The organism is Vogesella perlucida (assembly GCF_979366545.1).
Genome location: NZ_CEETRO010000012.1, coordinates 1 through 21,769, shown reverse-complemented (window position 1 = coordinate 21,769; position 21,769 = coordinate 1). Strand labels below are relative to the sequence as shown.

Annotated in this window: 16 protein-coding genes and 1 tRNA gene; 8 read left to right on the top strand and 9 right to left on the bottom strand. The window is 58.9% G+C overall.

The annotated features are described in order from the left end of the window. Nucleotides 1-67: 67 nt before the first annotated feature. A complete protein-coding gene (gene mnmG / locus ACZ9XP_RS15715; RefSeq protein WP_147685226.1) occupies nt 68-1,960 on the bottom strand; it encodes a tRNA uridine-5-carboxymethylaminomethyl(34) synthesis enzyme MnmG in 1,893 nt (630 codons plus the stop codon). A gap of 197 nt (nt 1,961-2,157) precedes the next feature. On the opposite strand from mnmG, the gene ACZ9XP_RS15710 reads away from it, so the two are divergent. From ACZ9XP_RS15710 to ACZ9XP_RS15700, 3 genes are all read left to right on the top strand, one after another. Beyond that, a complete protein-coding gene (locus ACZ9XP_RS15710; RefSeq protein WP_147685228.1) occupies nt 2,158-2,907 on the top strand; it encodes a GNAT family N-acetyltransferase in 750 nt (249 codons plus the stop codon). A 70-nt stretch (nt 2,908-2,977) separates the two neighbouring features. Then, nucleotides 2,978-3,679, top strand: coding sequence for a tRNA (N6-threonylcarbamoyladenosine(37)-N6)-methyltransferase TrmO (tsaA, locus tag ACZ9XP_RS15705; RefSeq protein WP_147685230.1), 702 nt, complete (start codon nt 2,978-2,980; stop codon nt 3,677-3,679). A gap of 68 nt (nt 3,680-3,747) precedes the next feature. Continuing rightward, complete coding sequence (locus tag ACZ9XP_RS15700; RefSeq protein ID WP_147685232.1) at nt 3,748-4,626, top strand: Tim44 domain-containing protein; 879 nt, start codon at nt 3,748-3,750, stop codon at nt 4,624-4,626. Nucleotides 4,627-4,978: 352 nt separating this feature from the next. On the opposite strand, the gene ACZ9XP_RS15695 is transcribed toward ACZ9XP_RS15700, so the two are convergent. Both ACZ9XP_RS15695 and ACZ9XP_RS15690 read right to left on the bottom strand, forming a co-directional pair. Continuing rightward, nucleotides 4,979-6,892, bottom strand: a complete 1,914-nt coding sequence (locus ACZ9XP_RS15695) for an EAL domain-containing protein (RefSeq protein WP_147685234.1) — start codon at nt 6,890-6,892, stop codon at nt 4,979-4,981. Nucleotides 6,893-6,900: 8 nt separating this feature from the next. Beyond that, the gene (locus ACZ9XP_RS15690) at nt 6,901-7,563 is read right to left on the bottom strand and encodes a transglutaminase-like cysteine peptidase (RefSeq protein ID WP_147685236.1); all 663 of its coding nucleotides are present in this window, start codon (nt 7,561-7,563) and stop codon (nt 6,901-6,903) included. 203 nt (nt 7,564-7,766) lie between these two features. On the opposite strand from ACZ9XP_RS15690, the gene ACZ9XP_RS15685 reads away from it, so the two are divergent. Continuing rightward, nucleotides 7,767-9,689, top strand: coding sequence for a TolC family outer membrane protein (locus tag ACZ9XP_RS15685; RefSeq protein ID WP_206211245.1), 1,923 nt, complete (start codon nt 7,767-7,769; stop codon nt 9,687-9,689). A 149-nt stretch (nt 9,690-9,838) separates the two neighbouring features. Here ACZ9XP_RS15685 and ACZ9XP_RS15680 read toward each other — a convergent pair whose 3' ends face one another. The 4 genes from ACZ9XP_RS15680 to rsmI form a co-directional block, all read right to left on the bottom strand. After that, nucleotides 9,839-11,470: a methyl-accepting chemotaxis protein gene (locus ACZ9XP_RS15680; protein WP_465188754.1), complete on the bottom strand. Its 1,632-nt coding sequence runs from the start codon at nt 11,468-11,470 to the stop codon at nt 9,839-9,841. Nucleotides 11,471-11,509: 39 nt separating this feature from the next. After that, nucleotides 11,510-12,283 carry a TatD family hydrolase gene (locus ACZ9XP_RS15675; RefSeq protein WP_465188753.1) on the bottom strand — a complete coding sequence of 258 codons (774 nt, stop codon included), beginning with the start codon at nt 12,281-12,283 and terminating at the stop codon, nt 11,510-11,512. Between the two features lie 721 nt (nt 12,284-13,004). Further along, a tRNA-Leu gene (locus ACZ9XP_RS15670) sits at nt 13,005-13,089 on the bottom strand. Between the two features lie 50 nt (nt 13,090-13,139). Beyond that, entirely contained in the window at nt 13,140-14,012 is an 873-nt protein-coding gene (rsmI, locus tag ACZ9XP_RS15665; RefSeq protein ID WP_465188752.1) for a 16S rRNA (cytidine(1402)-2'-O)-methyltransferase, read from the bottom strand. A 3-nt stretch (nt 14,013-14,015) separates the two neighbouring features. Between rsmI and ACZ9XP_RS15660 the strand changes: the two genes are divergently transcribed. The 4 genes from ACZ9XP_RS15660 to ACZ9XP_RS15645 are packed head-to-tail and all read left to right on the top strand — an operon-like array spanning nt 14,016 to nt 16,680. Beyond that, the gene (locus ACZ9XP_RS15660) at nt 14,016-15,143 is read left to right on the top strand and encodes a penicillin-binding protein activator (RefSeq protein WP_465188751.1); all 1,128 of its coding nucleotides are present in this window, start codon (nt 14,016-14,018) and stop codon (nt 15,141-15,143) included. After that, nucleotides 15,143-15,481: a YraN family protein gene (locus ACZ9XP_RS15655; RefSeq protein ID WP_465188750.1), complete on the top strand. Its 339-nt coding sequence runs from the start codon at nt 15,143-15,145 to the stop codon at nt 15,479-15,481. The genes ACZ9XP_RS15660 and ACZ9XP_RS15655 overlap by 1 nt, the downstream gene beginning before the upstream one ends. 32 nt (nt 15,482-15,513) lie before the next feature. Continuing rightward, nucleotides 15,514-16,104: an SIS domain-containing protein gene (locus tag ACZ9XP_RS15650; RefSeq protein ID WP_147685248.1), complete on the top strand. Its 591-nt coding sequence runs from the start codon at nt 15,514-15,516 to the stop codon at nt 16,102-16,104. Beyond that, nucleotides 16,105-16,680, top strand: coding sequence for a BON domain-containing protein (locus tag ACZ9XP_RS15645; protein ID WP_147685250.1), 576 nt, complete (start codon nt 16,105-16,107; stop codon nt 16,678-16,680). A gap of 62 nt (nt 16,681-16,742) precedes the next feature. Here the strand turns inward: ACZ9XP_RS15645 and ACZ9XP_RS15640 are convergent, their stop codons facing one another. Then, nucleotides 16,743-17,933, bottom strand: coding sequence for a sensor domain-containing phosphodiesterase (locus tag ACZ9XP_RS15640; RefSeq protein WP_240803412.1), 1,191 nt, complete (start codon nt 17,931-17,933; stop codon nt 16,743-16,745). A 150-nt stretch (nt 17,934-18,083) separates the two neighbouring features. Continuing rightward, a partial coding sequence (locus ACZ9XP_RS15635) for an Ig-like domain-containing protein (protein WP_465188749.1) occupies nt 18,084-21,769 on the bottom strand: 3,686 nt, incomplete at its 5' end.

Genomic DNA, 21,769 nt, shown 5'->3' with positions numbered 1-21,769 from the left:
TAACGGGTATCAAAAACAAATGCGCCCCGAAGTGGCTACCCCGGAGCGCAGTGCAACAAAAAGCGCCTTAACCTGCGCTGCGTGCTTCGCTAAAGCCGCGTTTCAGGTGTACCAGCAGCAAGGCGACGGCGGCAGGCGTAATGCCCTGGATGCGCGAGGCCTGGCCCAGGGTTTCCGGGCGGTGCTGGTTCAGCTTTTGCGACACTTCCTTCGACAGGCCTTTTACCAGCGCGTAGTCGATATCCAGCGGCAGCTTGACGTCGTCCAGCTGTTCACGCTTGGCCACTTCTTCGTTCTGGCGGTCGATGTAGCCTTGATATTTGATCTGGATTTCCACCTGCTCGGCCACCACGTCATCTTGCACCCCCTCCCCTGCCAGCGATAGCTTCATCAGCTCGGCGTAGGCTACATTGGGGCGGCGCAGCAGGTCGGCCAGGGTGTATTCACGCGCCAGCTTCTGGCCGACGATGGCTTCATCTTCGCCCGGCTGCAGTTTGCCTGGTTGTACCCAGGTGCTGGTGAGGCGCTGCTTTTCTGCTTCTACCGCGTCACGCTTGCGGCAGAAGGCATCCCACTGCGCATCGCCGATCAGGCCCAGCTTGCGGCCAACCTCGGTCAAGCGCAGATCGGCATTGTCTTCGCGCAGCTGCAGGCGGAACTCGGCACGGCTGGTAAACATGCGGTACGGCTCGGACACGCCCAGCGTGGTGAGGTCGTCCACCAGTACGCCCAGGTAAGCTTCATCGCGGCGTGGGCACCAAGCGTCCTGCTCGCGAGCGTACAGGCCGGCGTTCAGGCCCGCCAGCAGGCCCTGCGCGGCGGCTTCTTCGTAGCCGGTGGTGCCGTTGATCTGGCCGGCAAAGAACAGGCCATGGATGGCTTTGGTTTCCAGCGAGGATTTCAGGCCACGCGGGTCGAAGTAGTCGTACTCGATGGCATAGCCGGGGCGCAGGATGTGGGCGTTTTCCAGGCCACGCATGGAGCGCACAGCAGCCAGCTGGATGTCGAACGGCAGGCTGGTAGAGATACCGTTAGGGTAGTACTCGTGCGTGGTGAGGCCTTCCGGCTCCAGGAAGATCTGGTGGCTTTCCTTGTCGGCAAAGCGGTTGATCTTGTCTTCGATGGACGGGCAGTAGCGCGGGCCCACGCCTTCAATCACGCCGGTAAACATCGGGCTGCGGTCAAAACCGCTGCGGATGATGTCGTGGGTTTGCTGATTGGTATGCGTAATCCAGCACGGCAGCTGCTTGGGGTGCATGGCGCGGCTGCCGCGGTAGGAGAATACCGGCTCGGGGGTATCGCCCGGCTGGGCTTCCATCACCGAAAAGTCGATGGTGCGGCCATCGATGCGCGGCGGGGTACCGGTTTTCAGGCGGCCTACCGGCAGGCTGAGCTCGCGCAGGCGTTCGCCCAGCGTGGAGGCTGCCTGGTCGCCAGCGCGGCCGCCGGTGTAGTTTTCCAGCCCGACGTGGATCTTGCCGGACAGGAAGGTGCCGGCCGTCAACACCACGGTCTTGGCGCGGAAGGTAATGCCGATAGCGGTGATGGCACCGGCTACGCGGTCGCCCTCGATCAGCAAATCATCCACCGGCTGCTGGAACAGCATCAGGTTGGGCTGGTTTTCCAGCATTTCGCGAATGGCTGCCTTGTACAGCACGCGGTCGGCCTGGGCGCGGGTAGCGCGTACGGCCGGGCCTTTGCTGGCGTTGAGCGTGCGGAACTGGATGCCACCGATATCGGTCGCCAGCGCCATGGCACCACCCAACGCATCCACCTCTTTCACCAGATGACCTTTGCCGATACCGCCAATAGACGGGTTGCACGACATCTGGCCCAGGGTTTCGATGTTGTGCGTGAGCAGCAGGGTCTTGCAGCCCATGCGTGCAGCGGCCAAGGCGGCCTCGGTGCCGGCGTGGCCACCGCCTACTACGATTACGTCAAAGGTCGTGGGATAGATCATAGGTATTGTGCGAAAAGATCGGTCAAACAAAACCGGCTATTGTACGCCAAAAGCGCACACTTTATAAGTCGTTGATTTTAATCACCCTGCTTGTCATGCGGGTTTCAAAAGACGGTCATCATCGTGCCATGCTGGCGTCACGGCGCTGTCAAGCTGGCTGCATAGCATGGTGGCACTACCTCTACCCGGAGTGCACGATGCAGCAAGGTCTCGAAACCGCTCTGCTGGCCCCCGCCAGCAAGCTGAGTGTGCGTGTGGCGCATAGCGCCAAGGATATCCGCCGCGCACAAAAGTTGCGTTATCAGGTATTTGCCCAGGAAATGGGGGCCAGCCTGGCCTCTGCTGCCGAAGGGATAGACCGTGACGAATACGACCCGTATTGCGACCACCTGATTGTGGAAGACAACACCACAGGCAAGGTAGTGGGTACCTACCGCATGCTGCCGCCACACAAAGCGCGCCAGCTGCCCAGCCTGTACTCCGAGCACGAATTCGACATGAGCCGCCTGGCCGGTATCCGCGACCATATCATCGAAATCGGCCGCTCCTGCGTACACAAAGATTACCGCCGTGGTGCCGTCATCGCCCTGCTGTGGGCCGGTTTGGCCGACTACGTGCGCCAGCATGGTGGCCAGTATCTGGCCGGTTGCGCCAGCGTGAGCCTGGCCGATGGCGGCCACCAAGCAGTGAGCCTGTACCGCCTGCTGGAAAGCAAGAACCTGTCACCTGCCGAATGGCGCGTCACCCCGCACCTGCCCTTGCCGCTGGGCGAGGTACAAGACGACAGCCAGGTACCCGTGCCCCCGCTGATCAAGGGCTATCTGCGCGCCGGTGCTTGGGTGTGCGGCGAGCCGGCGTGGGACCCGGATTTCAACTGCGCCGATTTCTTCATGCTGCTGCCGATGAGCCGTCTGGACATGCGCCATCAGCGTCACTTCGCGGGCTAACCTCTCCTGGCCCGTCCCGCCCAAGGTTGGCCGCACGCCCGTGCGGCCAACCTTTCGCTACAATCGGGGCATGAGCTACACACTGCACCCCATTGGCCTGATCAGCTCGCCGTATCAGGAAAAATTCGGCATCCCGCGCCAACCGGCGTTGGCGCCCTCGGCCCCGGTTAGCCTCACCCTGCTGCCACCCTACAACCAGCCCGACTGCGTACGCGGCCTGGAAGCGTTTTCGCACGTATGGCTGACCTTTGTCTTCCACGAAACCCTGGCCCGTGGCTGGCAGCCACTGGTGCGCCCGCCACGGCTGGGCGGTAATAGCAAAGTAGGCGTGTTTGCCAGCCGTGCCACGCACCGGCCCAACGGTTTGGGCCTGTCTTTGGTCGAACTCAAAAGTATCGATACGCAACAAGGTGTCACCCTGCACTTGGCCGGTGCCGACCTGCTGGACGGCACGCCGGTACTGGACATCAAACCGTACATCCCCTTTGTGGAAGCCAAGCCGGATGCCCGCGGCGGCTTTGTCGATGGCCCTCCCCCGCTGCTGGCCGTGCAGTGGCAGCCCAAGGCACACGCTGACCTGCAGGCTTGGCAGCTGGCACCGCCATGGCTAGCCGGGCTGATAGACGAGGTACTGGCACAAGACCCGCGCCCCGCCTACCAGGACGACCCCGCCAGGGTGTATGGCATCCGCCTGGCGCATTGCGACGTACGCTTTGCCGTACAGGGTGATACCGTGCAGGTACTTGAAATAATCACCCCTGCCCAGAACTAAGCCTTGTTTCGCCTAGTCGAAACGCTACCTGACCATCAGAGTCAGCTCACCTACCGGAGAATGAATCAATGATTACCCGAGCGAAGACGTCCATTCTGGCCCTCTCCCTCATTGCTGTGCTGGCCACGCCGTTTGCAGAAGCCGCACGCGTGGGTAAAGGCAAGAGCGCCGGCATGCAGCGCGCCACCCCAACCCAAAGCTTCCAGCAACAGAACGCCATTCCGGCCAAGACCCCGACTCAGGTTGCCCCGCAACAAAAAGGCTCCGGCGTCGGCGGCATGGTGGCCGCTGGTGCGGCGGGTGCCGCAGCAGGCTACCTGCTGGGCTCTGCCATGGGCGATGACGATGGTGGTTTCCCATGGCTGGCCGTGATTGGCGGCTCGCTGGCGGGTCTGGCACTGCTCTCCTTCCTGCGCCGTAGAGCAGCCAGCAAGCAGGCAGGCCATCGAGCACCACCGCTGCAAACGCAGCCCATGCACTTCCAGCCTTCGCCAGCAGGCGCCAACGGCATCCCGCCAATCGGCTCCGGCAATAACGCCATGGGCGGCAGTGGCCTGACCCCGCCACCTGCATCGTTCCAGCGCCTGCCGGACGGCACGGAAGCCCCGCACTTCCTGCGCCAGGCGAAAGCCACCTTCCTGCATCTGCAGAACCTCAACTCTGCCGACAGCCTGGAAGAAGTACGCAAGTACATGACAGCCGACCTGTTCAATGCGCTGAAAGACGACATCACGGCCAACACCGAACCTGCCGACTTCCCGCAGCTGGACTGCCAGATCGTCGAGGCCACCGTGGAAAGCAGCCGCATGATTGCCAGCGTGCGCTTTAACGGCATGGTGAGCGAGACTGTGGGTGCCCCGGCGGTAGCGTTCAGCGAAACCTGGCACTATGTAAAAGACGACAGCAGCAATGGCAAATGGCTGGTAGCAGGTATCCAGCAGAATTAAGCCAAGGTTGGCCGCAGCAAACAAAAAGGCATCTTCGGATGCCTTTTTTCTTTTCTCCCGCACTGACACCCCCAGGCCTGCCTCGCCGGCACACCAGCCTGCACACATCCACGAGCACGGCACGCACCAGACAAGCAGGGCGAGGTGGTTTGCCACACTCGCCCTGCTAAAGGTTGGCCGCAGCAAACAAAAGTCCCCCGGATGCTTATTTCTTTTCGTCCGTGCCACCCCCAGGCCTGCCTCGCCAACACACCAGCCTGCACGCATTCACAAGGACAGCACGCGCCAGACAAACAAACAGGGCGAGGTGGCTTGCCACACTCGCCCTGCGATTGGCCCACACCCCAATCGTTTATTTCACACCGGGGCCGGTCAGGCCATCAAAGCCCAAAGACAGCAACATCTGCTGCTCGGCATCGGTACGCACGCCTTCAGCCACCACGCCCAGGCCAATATTGTGCGCGATATTGCACACCCCTTTCAGGAATGCCTGATTGCCGGTTTCCTGATCAATTTGCTGCACAAAACTACCGTCGATTTTTAGATAGTCGATGCCCAGATCGTGCAGCTGGCCAATTAAACTGAATTGCCGGCCAAAGTGTTCGATCCCCACCTTGCACGGCAGGTCTGCCAACGCCAGGCATAGCGTGCGGAAGCGGTCAAAACGCTGCACGATCCCCACCTCGGCCATCTCCAGCCACAACCGGCCCGCAGCGGCACGCTGGCTGCGAATCAACCCGACCAGCTTCGTCACGAACTGGTCATCCGCCAGTGACTCGGCCGCCAGGTTCACCGCAATACCCTGACACACTGGTTCTGCGGCCAACTGCTGCAGTGCCAGGTTCACGGCTGCCAGGTCCAGCGCCGCCACGCGGCGAGTACGGATAGCCATGGGCATGAACTGCCCGGCAGGCAGCCAATCGTCCCCCTGGTGCAAGCGCAGTGGCGCTTCTTCGTGCAACAGGCCACCATTGGCATCACGTACGGCAAAACGTACCAGCTTGAGCTGACGGGTAGCGATGGCCTCATCCAGCAAAGCACTCCAGTGATCCGCCGTCATCGCCAATGGCTTGTGGACATTCTCGTCCGCCAGTGTCACTTTCACGCCACCTGCCGCTTCGGACAAAGCCAGCGCATTATCTAGACGCGACATGATATCGCGAATGGCATCGCCATCCCGTACATCGGTCGCCGCCATCGCCAGGCACACATCCTGCGAGGCAAAGCTGCCCAGCAAGGCACCCAGCTCATCATGCAGCGCCTCCAGACGCGGCAACTCTGCTTGCGAGCTGGCCAATAGCAGGGCGAAGTCGGCACCATTCAAGCGGGAAGCCAGGCTATCCAGACCAAAGCGATCCTGATTACGCAACACCGTGCCAAACTGGCTGAGCATCTCGTCGGTGAGCGGGCGCCCCAATTTGGCATTCAGCTCGGCCAGGCCATCGATACGCATCAAGAGCAGCGTGCGGCCCGCTTTATCACGCTCGGCCAGCTCTGCACCCAGCCGCCCCATGAAGAAACCGCGGTTAGCCAGGTTGGTGACACTGTCAAAGTTGATCTGGCGGCGCAGGGCTTCCAGCCGTACGGCTTCTTCTTCAAACATGGCTTTCACGCGCATCACCATGGCGTTCATGGCTTGCGCCAAGCGCCCCATTTCAGGCCCGTCCGGCTCTGGAATGGTGATAAAACGGCGCTGGGTAATGGACTTGGCCTGATTCACCACGGAAAGCAGCTGCCTGCGGATAGTGCTGACACCAAGAGAACCGATACCACCCACGAGCAAACCGGCCAACAGTACCCAGAACGACACATTCAGCGCACCCCGCCACAATGACTCGTAGGCATAACCGGCCTCACTCTCTACCTGGATATAACCCGCTTGCATCCAGCCACTGCTTACCATGGCACGCGCCGGGGCCGGCACCAGCGTGAACACCTCGCGGAACCAGGCTGGCGTCTCGCCCGCACGCTGGGCATTCTGCCTCAGCACCAGCACCTTGCCTTGGGCACTCACCCAGCTGATCTGACGGAAATGGCCCTGGTCAAATGCAGCATTGATCAGCGTCTCCCCCATCACCGGGTCAGCCTGATTCTGCGTAATAAGCAAAGCGAGCGAGTTGGCCGCATCCGCGCTTTGCGCGGCCAACTGCTGTTGCAGATAATCACGCGCATTAAACAAGTTGGCCGTCAGGCTGCCCGCGGCCGCCAGCACTACCGCTGCGATAACCAGCATCCATAGCTGTTGAATCAGGGAAACGCGTTTCATGCCATCTCTCAGGAAATAAAGCCTTCGGTTTTCATCTTGTCGATCAGCTGGCGCCAACGGGTCAGCCTGTCCACACTGGAGTTCGGATTGGGGCCGCCTCCCACCCAGATACCATCGGCGTTGAAACTGAACACCGGCTGCAAATCTGTACGCTGCGAGGCGGGCCGTATGGTGCTGATGAGGTTATCCAGAATCAGGGGCTCCGCCGCAGGGCCCGGGTAGTAAGCCAACACCATGTGCGCCTGCGTTACGGTACTGGCAGCACCGCCAAGACGCGCTTTGACATAAGTCAGTCGCAGCTTCTGCGGTGCCACGCCGAGCTCGCGCAAGGTAAAATATTTGGCGATTGTATAATCTTCGCAATCACCCGCGCCGCGCGCCATACTTTCCAGAGGTGTCGCCCAGTAGTCCGGCTGCTTCCACAGATCGATATCATCAACAAACTGGTAGCGCTGGTTGAAAAACTGGTTTACATCCCGCAACAGGGTTTGTTCATTGCTTTCGCGCCGGGAAGACAAAAGTAATTGCTGCCACTCTCGATATATACGTACAGCTTGGCCACCATAGAGCTGCTGCACGCGCTCAAGGGGCATTTCGGCCAGGGCAAGCGCAGCCAGGACCAGACACACCGGCAGCCACTTACAACGACTTAACACTAAAGGTACACCCATAGACTGGTTCCGCCGGATGGCAACTCATGCTTCTGTCTTAACATGCAACAAGCGTATAGCAAGCCCGCGGGTTTTGCCACGTTTAGCTTGACACTTTAGCATCCACTTCCGAAAATACAGCACATAAAGCTTTTATTTAAAATACTTAGAACTACCGCTTAATAATCAGCTGTTCAATTATCACAGTATTCAATGAGGCTCTCATGAACTTCCGCCCTAAACGCATCTCCGGCAGTACGCTTATCGCCTTGCTGGCTCTTTCGTTACCCATGACCAGCCACGCATTGGAGCTGAAAGACACCATTGAACAAACCTTGAAAAACAATGCGGAAGTTCGCATGAAGTGGCACACGTTCCGCGCCAGCCTGGAAGAGCGTGGCATTGCAGAAGCCGGTTTCAAACCCACAGTGGATCTGAGCTACGCCACCGCACGTGAAAAAAACAAGACACCCACGTCCACCGGCGGCACTAGCACCAGCAGCTTCACCCGCCACGGTTATAACCTGGCCCTGAGCCAGAACCTGTTTGCCGGCTTCATCACTACCAACCAGGTAAAGCAGCTCGACTATACCAGCCGCGCACGCTACTTCGAATACCTGGCTGCCGCCGAAGCACAAGGCCTGGAGTCGGTACGTGCTTTTGTTGACGTAGTGCGCTACAGCAAACTGGTCAATATCGCAGAAGAAAACTATGCCATTCACAAAGGCATTTACGAACAGATTCTGCAGCGCGTTACCCAAGGGGTTGGCCGCCGTGTAGACCTGGAACAAATCGCAGGCCGCCTGGCTCTGGCTGAGTCCAACCTGGTGAACGAGCTATCCAACCTGAATGATGTCTCCGCCCGCTATGCCCGCATTACTGGCGAAGCGCCAGCCAACGAGCTGAAGCTGCCGGGGCTGAACCTGGGGCTGATCCCGCCAGCGAATGAGCTGATGGTTCTGGCAGACAAAAGTAATCCATCGCTGCAAGCTGCCCGTGCGTTCTACCGTGCGGCTGAAGCCGAAATCGATGTCCGCCGTGGTGCCTTCTCGCCTACGGTGGATCTACGCGCCAACAAGGCCGCCACCAATAACAAGGACGGTGTAAAAGGCCGTACCAACGAACAAGCCATCGAGCTGGTGATGAACTTGAACCTATATCGTGGCGGTGCCGACCGCGCACGTCTGGCCTCGGCCACCGAGCGCCGGGACGAAGCTGAAGCACTGGGGGTAAAAGCCTGCCGTGACATGCGACAGCAAGTTTCTATTGCCTACAATGACTCGGTACGTATCAGCAGCCAGCTGGAATCGCTGCGTCAACACCAGCTTTCCACCGAAAAAGCCCGTGATGCTTACCGCAAGCAATTCGACATTGGCCAGCGTACATTGCTGGACATGCTGGATAGCGAAAACGAGCTGTTCCAATCGCGCCGCGAGCTGTTGAATGCCGAGCTGAATCAGCAACTGGCCACCTACCGCGTACTGGGTGAGTCTGGCCGCCTGATGGAAACCATGCAGCTCAAGCCAAAAGATGATGGTGCAGAAGTCAGTACCGATCTGACCGCGCCAAGCTGCCCGACCACCTATGTTGCCCCTACCCCGCTGGATGCCAGCAAGATCCCTGCTCGTTCTTTCAATACTGGCACGGAGCTGGCTCCTGTCGTGGCAAACACGACACCAGTCGCCACCACACGCGACATCACCGTCAACATGCAAGTGCAATTCGACTTGAATTCGGCCAAGATCCGCCCGGAAAGCCAACCCATGCTGGATCAGCTGGCTAGCACACTGCAAATGCCACAACTGGCCCAGAAACGCTTCCTGGTAGAAGGTCATACCGATAGCACTGGCAATCCAGCGTCCAATCTGGAGCTGTCGAAAAACCGGGCGCAAAGCGTGCAGAACTATCTGACCAGCCGTGGTGTACAAGCCAGCCGCATTGAGAGTGTTGGCCGCGGCGACACACAGCCACTGCCGGGTAAAGCTGCCAACGACCCGCTCAACCGCCGCGTAGCCGTGGTCATGCAAGATGCCACAGGTGCACGCCCTACTCCGGTACCGGCAACCCGCTTGGCTCCAGCCCCAGCCAAACCGGCAAGCGCACCACTGGTACGCCGCATTACGCCAGCGGCACCCGCCACCAAGTAAATCCGTACCAAACGCAAAGCCCGCATCCTTGATGCGGGCTTTTTGCTTGCTGGCAACAACACGGCAACCTTATCGACAAATCTATCCAGCCACACTACTGCATACCGAAAATTTTGCCCAACAGGCAACCTGAACCAGACTGAGGGGGCTTATACCTTGAAGCGTGTAATGCTGTGATCCAGCTCCTGAGATTGCTGCTTCAAACCGCCAGACAAGCTACTGGCCTCGGCCACCGCCAGCCGTGTCTGGTCATTCATCTGAGCGATCTGTTCCATATTCTGCGCAATATCCTGGCTAGCCATGCGTTGCTCCTGAATCGCCTGCACCATCTCTGCGACCTTCTCTTGCGCCTGGATGGATGACTGGAATATTTGCTGCAACGACTGGACAACCTTACCTGTACCCTCCACGCCACTTTCTACCAGCGTGTTAGCCTGCTGCATGTTCTGGAAGGCCTGCTGTGTATCACGCTGCACACCGGCAATACGACTGGAAATTTCAGTTGTCGCCTGGCTAGTACGCTCGGCCAGCTTGCGCACCTCGTCGGCTACCACCGCAAAACCACGTCCGGTTTCCCCTGCCCGTGCCGCCTCGATGGCAGCATTCAGTGCGAGCAGATTGGTCTGGTCGGCAATCTCGCGAATCACGCTCACGATATTGCCAATCTCGCTAGAGCGCTGGTTCAAGCTATCGATTGTGCCGGAAGTCTGGGCAATACTCTGGGCAATATGCTGAATCTGGTTTGCGGCGGTTTGTGCCATATCGCTGCCGGCACGTGCATCCGTAGCCGTCTGGCGCGACTGCAGCTCCACCCCTTCTGCATTATCGGCCAACACACTGACACTCACCGTCAGCTGCTCTACCGCAGCCGCGCTAGCCGATGCAGCATTCGACTGGTTTACCGCAGCATCGTGAATGGCATCACTCACGCCAGACAAACGATCCGATGCGCCTACCAACTTGGCAGAATGCTGATGCGATTCGCTTATCAACTCGCGCACCGTCACAATCAGGTGATTCAGCGCCTGGCCCGTACGGCCAAGTTCATTGCGGCCATAATCAGGAATGGTCACCGACAGGTCTTTGCTGCTCGCCAGCTGCTCAGCCAATAGCGTCATCTCGCCCAATGGGCGACGAATAGACAGTGAAATAGCCACTGCCGTGCCCATCCCGGCCAACAGCGCCAGCACGCTCAGCCCCAACAACAAACTACGTGATGAGGCGATCTCGGCCTGTACCGCCTGCTGGCTTGCCACAGCCTGCTCACTGGCATTATCAACCAGGGTACGCGTGGTACTTTCCATACCGCGCACAGCATCTTTCACTGGCTCCAGCGCCTTGTTACCCTCTTGCGGCGTAGCCAAACCACCCGCGTCAATTTGGCCGGCAACACGCTTGAGCCCGCCCTCATAACGCTCCATAGCACCCAATAGCGACTTGATCGCATCCTGCTCAGTGCTACTGGCCAAGGTGTCTGCTGCCTGCAGGTGCTTACGCACTTTCGCCACACTGTCTTGCCATTTATCCAGATATTCTTTACGTTTCTCTACGCTCTGGATATTCAGTAGCAGGTCTTTTTCGTAGCGGCGTAAATTACCCACCTCGGCCCGAACAGACTGAATGTGATGGCTAAATGCCAGACTACGATTTACCAGATCGTCCAGGCTTCCCCCCGCCCGGCCCAACGCCAACAAACTGCTGCCCACAATCAACAATAAAACCAGCAGCATGAACGCAAAGCCCATACTGATGCGTGCTGTTACCGTGACATTTTTCAACATTGCTTTCTCCTTGTTCACTATCCAGCACCACTACTGTCATCACACTATCGGCCGCAGCGCCGGTATAACACGACGCACATTCTGATAAGTTGCCTCGGCTAGCTCAGCCAGCGGCAAGCCTCGCAGCTCGGCCAATACCGAAGCAATGCGGGGCAGGTTCTCGGGCCCGTTCGGCAGCCCTTGCCCCCACTCCGGCGCCATATCCGGGCCATCCGTTTCCAGCACTAACGCAGACAGCGGTAAATCCGCAGCCAGGCGGCGTATACGCTGCGAGCCCTGATACGTCATGGCGCCGCCAAAACCTAGGCAAAAACCCAGGTCGATAAAAGCCTGTGCCTGCTGGGCACTGCCATTAAACGCATGCGCCAGCCCCCCACGCACCCGTACCTGGCGCAAACACTTCAATACACGGTCTTGCGCACGGCGCACATGCAAAATCACCGGCAAATCGAAACGACGGGCAAGCTTCAGCTGCGCCAGCAAAAGCGCCTCCTGCTGCTGCGGATCCAGTCCGGGAACGTAGAAATCCAGCCCGCACTCCCCCACGGCGACTGCTTTGCCCTGCGCCAGATACTGCTCCAGCACATGCAGGTGCTCTGCCTTGTGGCTGGCCAGATAAAGCGGGTGCAAGCCCAGCGCCACATCCATGCCAAACTGTTCTGCCACGTCGATAGCATGATTAAACGACTCCGCCATCACTGCAGGCACAATGGCATGTACCACCCCAGCAGCCCGCGCCAAGGCCCAACGCTGGGCAGCATCGGCGGCAAACTCCGGCGCATCAAAATGCAGGTGGGTATCAATCAGTGGCATAGGTTTGCATGCATGAATTTGGCCGCGGAGTATAAGCTAAACAGTCACAGTGTAGACCATGCCTGCCATTTTCCACCCCAATATCGATAAGTACGGCATTGGATATCTAGTTGTTTTACTTCGTATTTACTTTATTATTTTTTGAAACAAATTTTTCACAAAATTCATTTCAACTAAAAAATACAGCATGAAATGCCAAAAGCTGCATGGAATAAATAAGCACTTGAGAGACGGCATGCCCTAACACCAAACAGCCGCCAGGTAGTCAAACCTTGCTGCGCCTAAGCCAGGCACACAAAGCCGACACTATCGTGCCAGAACATTCATCTGCTTCATTGCCAAGCAAGACGAGCCAACATGGGGCATGCCCATCACCCAAATGACATGAAAGCAGAAGTCATCCTGACCAAACCCACGCAAGCACAACAACAACGCCAGCGCCATACGCGGTCTGCCACGCATTGGCGTACGGCCAACTCTACGGTTGATGCTAGGGCGATACGGATAGCGCTTTAACGTGCTCACGCAGCGCTCAAAGGTCTTGATATTGGCAGCCAGCAAGGGAAGAAAAGACAGTGCCATTTGCATGTCAAAGAAAGGCACGCAAAATGGGGCATAGAAACGCTAGGCAGAGTGAGCCGCCGCAAAGCAACAAAAAACCCGCAGAGCCTTGTGCTGTGCGGGTTTGATGGACTGCTTGGGATGTTGCTGGACTTTCTCGTGGTGCCCGGGGCCGGACTCGAACCGGCACACCTTGCGGCGGGGGATTTTGAGTCCCCTGCGTCTACCAATTTCGCCACCCGGGCGAGAAAATCAGAGGAACGCAGTATAGACGCGACAGTGCTACTTGTAAATATCACTCTGTGCTTTTGAGCTTCAGTGCATAGTCATACAGCAGTTTTTTGTTCAGGTCGTAATGCGACGCCACGATACCCGCAGCCTGTTTGGTAGGCAACACAGCCGCCAGCTCGGCCAGCAAAGACATGGCCGCGGCAGGGAGTGCATCGTCTGCTGCGGCGGCTTGCGGAGCGGCATCGATAATCAGCACGCACTCGCCACGCTGCTGGTTGCTGTCGCTGCGTATGCGCGCCAATAGTTCGCCAGCGGGCAAGCGCAAGAAGGTCTCGAAGGTTTTGGTGAGCTCGCGCGCCAGTACCAGCGGGCGATCCGGGCCCAGGGTGGCCACGATGTCTTCGACGCAATCCAGAATGCGGTGCGGAGCCTCGTAGCACACTACGGCGTAATCGGCCTGCGCCCATTGCTGCACGGTCTTGCAGCGTGCGCCCTGCTTTGGCGGCAAAAAGCCGTGAAACAGAAAGCGTGCGGTTTCCAGGCCGCTGGCAGACATCGCGCCCACTACGGCCGAGGCGCCGACGATAGGCACCACGCGCAGGCCGGCTGCCCACACGGCTTCGGCCAGGCGTGCGCCGGGGTCGGAGATACCGGGAGTGCCCGCATCGGAAACCTGCACCACGATCTTGCCCTCTTCCAGCCAGCGAATCACGTTGGCCGCCATCTCGCGCTCGTTATGTTCGCGCAGGCTTACCAGCTTTTTGCTGATGCCGTAGGCGCTCAGCAGGCTGCCGGTCACGCGGGTATCTTCGGCCAGCACAATATCGGCGGCATGGAACCCGGCAATGGCGCGAACGGTCACATCAGCCAAATTTCCAATGGGCGTTGCCACCACATATAATGCCCTTTCGACAAATGTTTCCCGAGCAGAATTCATCAAGTGATCAAGCGCTGTCTGCACGTTTTGGCTCCATGGTTATCCGGCTCTGCCGTCTTGTTGGCGGCAAGTGTAGCGATTGCACAATCCCCGGGCTACATACTTCAACAAAATCAGGCCTCACTGCAGCCTGCCCCCCCAAAAGGCAGCGCGTCCGCAGCAGTGCCTGCTGCGGCCAACCCTGTGGCCGTGCCCGGCAAACTGCCGGCCAAAGCCAAGGGTGTGCATCTGGGGTTGATGCTACCGGTAGATTCCAGCCAGCTGGGTGAGGCCGCACAGGTGGTGAAAGCCGGCTTTGATGCGGCGGCCAGCGCAGATGGCAGCGTGGAAACCAGCTTTGTCGCCCTACGGGACGAAAGTGACACGGCCGCGGCTTACCAGCAGCTGGTGGCCAATGGCGCTACCTTCATTGTCGGCCCGCTCACCCGCCAGGGTGCCGCCAGAGTCGCTGCAAGCAGCAAGCTGCCCACGCTGGTACTGAATGCACTGGATAAGCCCCCGCCAGCAGGCAGCAAGGTGTGGAGCCTGTCGGTGACAATAGAAACCGAGGCTCAGCAAATTGCCCGCATGATGCGCGATGATGGCAGCCAGCAGCCGCTGATCCTGTTCAATAACGACAACCTGTCCCAGCGTTTGCGCCAGGCATTTGCCGAAGAATGGCGTAGCCGCACCGGCAAAGTCGCGCGCGAATTGAACGTTTCGGCCCTGGCTGCAGACCAACTGGATATCGAGCTGCGTATTGCCGACGCGGTTTTTCTGGCACTGGATAGCAAAGAGGTAGAGGCCACCCGCGCCGTACTGAACCCGGACCTGCCCGCCTATGCTACCTCGCTGGCGAATGTGCACAAGCCGGGTCCGGCCATGACCGGCTTGCGGCTGATTGATATGCCTTGGCTACTGATACCCAACCACCCCGAGGCCCGGCTGATTGCCCGCCCGGTGAACCCGCTCAACAAAGCCACCGAGCGTTTGTATGCGCTGGGTATCGATGCGTACCGGCTGGGTGCGGTGCTGGCCAGCAACAAGAACCCTGGTCAGATACGTCTGGGTGGGGTCAGTGGTGACCTGCGCATCGGCAAAAGCTGGGTCGTCCAGCGTGATTTGCCTAGCAGCATCGTTGGCGCCGAGTAATGAGCCGGGCGAGCGGCGACCTCTTTGAAGACCAAGCCTGCTCGTTCTTGCAGGCACAAGGCCTGGTCTTGCTGGCGCGCAACTGGCATTGCCGTTTTGGCGAGATAGACCTGATCATGCAGGATGGCAAATACCGGGTATTTGTCGAGGTGCGGGCCCGCAGCAGCCAACAGTATGGCGGTGCAGCGGCGAGCATCAGCCCGGCAAAATGCCGCAAATTACAGGCTGCGGCCAACCTTTACCTAACCCAGCATCACCTCAATAGCCCCTGCCGTTTTGATGCGGTGCTGTTTGAGGGCGCCGCACCACCGGTATGGCTCAAGAACATCATCAGCTAGGCGCTGCGCCGGCTGAGTACAAAGGATAGACGATGGATTTGATCGATCGCGCCAGCGGGCATTTCCGCGAAAGCATCGCTACCCAGCAGCTAGTCATGGACGAGCTGGCACCCGCCATCGCGGTAGCTGCTGAAAAAATGGTGGCTAGCCTGATGAATGAAGGCAAGATCCTGGCCTGCGGTAACGGCGGCGGCGCGGCCGTGGCACATCATTTTGTTACCAGCATGCTGGGGCATTTCGAAAAAGAACGCCCGGGCCTGGCTGCCATGTCGCTGTCGCACGATAGCCCGGCGCTCACGGCCATTGGCAACCATTACGAATTTGACCTGATCTACTCCAAGCAGGTACGGGCCATAGGCCACCACAACGACCTGCTGCTGGTGATTACCAGCTCCGGCCAGTCTGCCAATATCGTGGAAGCGATCTACGCCGCCCACGAGCGCGGCATGAGCGTGATTGCGCTGACCGGTAATGACGGGGGGCAGGTAGCCGAAATCCTGTCACCCGAAGACCTGCACCTGAACGTAGCGGTCACACGTACGGCCCGCATTCAGGAAATCCACCTGCTGGTCATCCACGCCCTGTGCGATGCCATCGATTACATGCTGCTGGGAGGAGATTGAATGACACCCCGCCTGATAAGCCTGACCGTTGCCACTCTGATGGCGGCCAACCTGAGCGCCTGCTTCCCCCTGGTAGCTGGCGGTGTGGCCGCCAGTGCCTTGGTGGTAACTGACCGACGCACCAGTGGTACCTATGTTGAAGATCAGGGTATCGAGCTGAAAGCGGTGCGCCAGCTCAGCGAGCGTTTTGCCGGCAGCCACGTGAATGCCACCAGCTATAACCGCGCCGTCCTGCTGACAGGCGAAGCGCAAAGCGAGGCACAAAAAGCCGATATCGAGCTGATGGCCCGGGGTATTCCCAATGTCAGACGTGTCTACAACCATCTGGTTGTCGCCCCGGTTACCACGCTGGCACAGCGCAACAACGACACCTGGCTGACCACCAAGGTTCGTACCCGCCTGCTGGAAGGCCAAGGCTACCCGCCCAATGCCATCAAGGTTGTCACCGAGCGTGGCGTGGTTTACCTGCTGGGCCTGGTTAGCGACGCCGAAGGCGAAGCGGCCGCACAGGTCGCCGCCAAAACCGCCGGCGTGCGCCAGGTAGTGACCTTGTTCGACCCGATTACCGCACCGTAAGCGCTATCCCAAACAAAACACCGGGCCCAGGCCCGGTGTTTTGCTGTATGCCCTACCCACGTTTACTTGGGCAGCATCACGTCCGAACACAGTACGTGCATTTGCTCGTCGATCTCGATCGCCATCGACAGGGTCACACAGGTGCGCGTGTCCGTCATCGACAGGTAGGGCTCGCTCATATACAACACACCGGGCTGGTCAATCGCGTGCTGGAAATAACTACGACGCGACCACACCGCCCCGGTAGTGTCTTCCAGTGGGGCAAAGCGCAGGCGGTTTACCTCGGACAATTCGCGCACATTCAGATTACGGCCCAGCTGGCGGCCTTCCTGATCCAGCAAGAAACAGCGAATCACATCCGGCAGGTTCAACATAGGCTGTGCGGCCAACCTGAACTCGTTACCCTGCATCAGGGCAATGGCGGTTTGCACAAAGGCCTGGCGTGATAGCTCCAGCTGGCGGCGGTTCAGCTTGCGGCGCAGCAGCTCGCGGTTCATCAGCTCGTCCCACTTGGCATCCAGCCGCGGGGTAATCTGCTCATCGCGGTCTGGCACCACGGCGGGCATGGCCACATAGTAGCCCTGCACCAGATCGCAGCCGGAATCCAGCGCTACCACCACATCAGACTCGCTTTCCACCCCCTCCACCACCACCAATGCACCAATTTCGTGCATCAGGCGTACCAAGCGCGACAAAAGCGTGCGTGTGCGCTGCTGGTTGACCGCGCTGCGCAGCAGGTGGCGGTCAAACTTGATGAAGTCCGGCTCCAAGCTACACACGCGGTCCAGGTTGGAGTGGCCGACACCAAAATCATCAATCGCCAGCAAGCAGCCCTGCTCGCGCAGCAGCGCCACGCCTTCCAGCAGGCCAGCATCCAGCTCCAGTGCTTGCTCCAGCACCTCCAGCACAATCAGCTGCGGCGGAATGCCCGAGTCGGCAATGATCTGCTGCAGCTGCTGCACGTAGTTCAGGTCGGCCAGCGTTACTGCGTCGATATTAAGAAACAGCCAGCGCTGGGCTGCCGGCGTGCGGGCAAAGTGCTGGCAATGGGCGCGTACCACGGCCAGGTCCATGGCGGCACGATCATCACGGCGGATATAGCGCTCGTACACCTGTGGCGGGCTCAGCGCCATGCCTTGCTCGGAGGCACGCAGTAGCGCCTCCATACCCACGGTACGGCGGTGGGCCAGGCTATAAATGGGCTGAAAATGGGAGTCTAGCGACAAGCCATCCCGCATCGGTAAGTTTTCCACAGCAGCGCTCCAGCGAAAGATAGGGGCAGTATAGCAATTGCCGTTCCAGTGTATTGAAACTTGGCCGCATAGCGTGTGACGTTTGGTACAGGTACAAAAAAAGAGCCGGCAAGCCGGCTCCTTTGTCACATACCCAATTACACACCCGTTTTACTGGTCGGTTTTCAGGTTGTTTTTCAACAGCTCGGTAATCACCTGTTGGTCTGTGCTACCCAGGCTGCTCAGCGTTACATCCTTCAGCAGAATGCTCTGATCAGTCACGCTGGCTGCGTTGGCACCGTTGCTGGTGAAGGCACCACTGCTGCTGATCTGTACCAGCGTATCGTTACCACTGGCCGAGAAGTGCAGGTACTGCGTCAGGTTGCCACTGTTTTCACCTTGCAGCAGGTCACGCAGATCCAGCACATCGCCACCCACACCGGTCTTGAAGTCGGTAATGACATCTTGCGCCGGGTTGGCAGTCGTGCCCTTGTCCGCCAGGGTCCACTGGAAGGTATCAATACCCAGACCACCTGTCATGGTGTCGTTGCCGCTACCACCGATCAGGGTGTCGTCACCGGCACCACCATCCAGCAGGTCGTTGCCGCTACCGCCGCGCAGGGTATCAACACCATCAGCACCATACAGCTTGTCATTGCCAGCACCGCCATCGATCACGTCATTACCGTCGCGCCCCAGAATCAGGTCAGGTGCAGCGGTACCAGTCAGGGTTTCACCTGCCGTGGTGCCGATAGTGACGTTGGTTTTGTCAACATACACATTGACAGCCGACGACTGGGTATCACCATCGCGATCCGACACAGTAAAGTTCATGGTCTCGGTAATGCTGCTTGTTGCCAGCGTATCCGGTGCCTTGTAGGTGTAGGTACCTGCGTCCATGTCCACAATGAACTTGCCATTGTTGGCGGTGGTAATGGTCCAGGTTTTGGTGCTGGCATCAAACACGCCACCGGTCTGGGCCGTACCGTTGAACAGGTAAAGCCGACCAGCTACTTGCACCGAAGCGATGTACGCGCCGCCATCTGCACCCACCAGGCCGGACAACAAGCCACCGTTCACCAACTGGCCACCTACCGGTGCTTGCACGGTGCTACCCAGGACATTATCGAGCTGATCAAAGCTCGATACACGCACGCCGTCGGTATTCACCGAAGACTGGCCATCGTAGGCAATCGGGTGCAGGTAGGTAGTATCGGTAATGCCCGAGCCCATACCGATAGCAAAGGACTTCACCTGGTTGTTCAGCAGGAAGTTCTTCCAGGTCGCTTCTTCGCTTGCCTGAATGCCGGAATCCACACCATCCGGCGAGCCACCGTTACCATTCTGGGTACCTGTCAGCGTGGCATCGCTACCGCTACCGAAAGTCGGCACGCCATCCGTGAAGAAATAGGCCACGTTCTGCGCATTGCTCAGCTTGCCGCTGGTATTGAAGGCCGTCATGGTGGTGTTGAGCGCCGCATCGTAGTTGGTACCACCACCCGCACTCAGTGTATCCAGATAGGTCTTGGCCTGTGCAATGGTCAGCCAGGTCGTACCCATCTGTGCCGTTTCGGTATCACCACCAAATTTCACCAGGCTCACGCGCACATCACCAAACTCGTCGTAACGGTCGAGCAGGGTTTTCACCGAAGCAATGGCACTTTGCAGACGGGTCTGGCCAGCCACACCGTCGGTTGTTGCCATCGAACCGGACACATCCAGCGTGATCAACAAGTTGGTATTGGTCATGGCGATGTTGGCATCCTGGCTGGCAATGACCGCCGGGGCGTCGTCTTCAACATTCACCGTCAACGTACCGGTGGTAGATACACCACCGGCCGTGGCTTTCACGCCCACACTCAGCGACAGCACATTCTCGCCATTACCGGTGGCGTGATCTACCGGCTTCAGCAGATTCACGGTGTACTTACCGCTGTTGTCGATAGTAATGGTTGCCACCGTCTGACCACCCGCAGTGGCAGTCAGGGTATTGGTGTTGCTACCGCTCCAGGTCACAGTCTGGCCAGCGCTGGTCAGTGCCGTTGTCGGTGCGGTCAGTACCACACTGCTGATGGCATCGCCATCCGGGTCAACAATCGACATGGTGCCAGTGGCCGTCTTGCTATTGGTGGTATCGCTCGGGTTGCCCGTGCTGTCTACCAAACCACCGGCCAAGCCCTCTTCCGACACAGCAACCGTGGTGGCGGTGACCACTGGCGCATCCGCTACCGGATCAATAATGACCGTCAGTGGTACCGTGGTAGTCTGGCTACTGCCACCAACCTGCTCGGTAGCAGTCGCCTTCACGGTCAGGTTCATAGTGCCGTTGTAGTCCTGCGGCCCCTTGAGCTGCAGGGTAGCCAGGTTCCAGCCATTAGGCAGCGTGACATTGCCTGCCGCATCTGCAATCACCACAACACCGCTGACATCCTTCAACTGGGTACCCGGACGCAGACCGCTGATCGACAAGGCCAGCGATTCCGAACCATCGGCATCCACCAGCGCACTGGTAACGCGGGACAGCGGAATCCAGCTGTCTTCATTGCCACGATTCTGTTGCACCTCGGTGTAGTAACCACCTTCACCGCTGGCATTCGGTACCAGTGGCGACAGGTTCACGCCAGCACCAGTAATGTCGGTCGTGGCGGTGTACAGCTTCAGGGTACTCGAGCTTAGGTCCTGTGCTGCGGCACCATTGATGCTGACATTCACATCAAAATTGCCCGGGCCGGCTTCATTGTGATGGAACATGGTCAGGGTGTAGTACCCGTTGGCTGTCGGTACAAAATTACCTGAATAGTTACCACTATTGCTGCCCCAGTTGGCGTTGGCCACGGTAACACCACCCACTTCCAGACGGAAGCTGTCATCCGCCACACCACTGAAGGTGTAGGTCTTGCCGGCCTCCAGATATACCAAACCAGTCACCCTGGTGGCCGTGTTCACGTCAACGCTGGCCTGCGTCACGTTAGTGATAGTCGATACGGTGGCTGTACCGCTGGCACTCTCAATAGCAGCCTCCAGCAGATTCGGGCTAACACCGTTACCGTCATTGACACCATCACTGATCACCATCCCGGTCCAGACTTCTTTCTTCAGGCCTGTCGGTGCTGCAGACGGTGCCGGACTGATACTCAAGGTAGGCGCGTCAGCCACCGGTGTGATATCAACCTTCATGCTGGCAGTACTACTGCTATTGCCACTGCCATCTACTGCCTGATAGTTGAAGCTGGCGTAATCCTTCTGCAGGTTACCAGTTCCGGCGGTGCTGTAGCCATCCACGCCCGACTCGTTGGTATCCGGCACAAAGCGCAGCTTGCCGGTATCGATATCAGCCTTGCTGATGACCTGGTTAGCAGTCACAGCCACCCAGCTGCTGCCATTGTTGTACTGCAGTGTGCCATCCGCGGGCAGGGTGGCCACTTTGACCGACAGGTTATTGCCACTGTCGATATCAGCCACGTTGAACTGTGCCCAGGTAAAGACAAACGCCGTGTCCTCCGTACCCGTTACCGCACCACCAGCAGTGGTCGGTGCCACATCCACGCGGTAACCCTCGGTGTCGCTGACGGTGATGCTGTTGCCTGCGGCGTCGGTAGTGGTGACTTTGGCGTCGATTACCTTGTCGGCGTCGGCTACCAGCTCGGCGCCCGGTACGTTGATGCTGAAGGTGTTACCGGCCTGTACGGTACCGGTGTAGGTCTGGTTGTTGACGGTCAGGGTGACGGTATCGCCTACCTTCACGTCGCCACCGACGGTACCGGTAATGGCCACCTGCTGGCCTGCTTCGGCGGCGTTGATCACGTCGTCGGCGGTGATGTTGGCATTCAGGGTGATGCTGGCCACTGGCGCAGCGG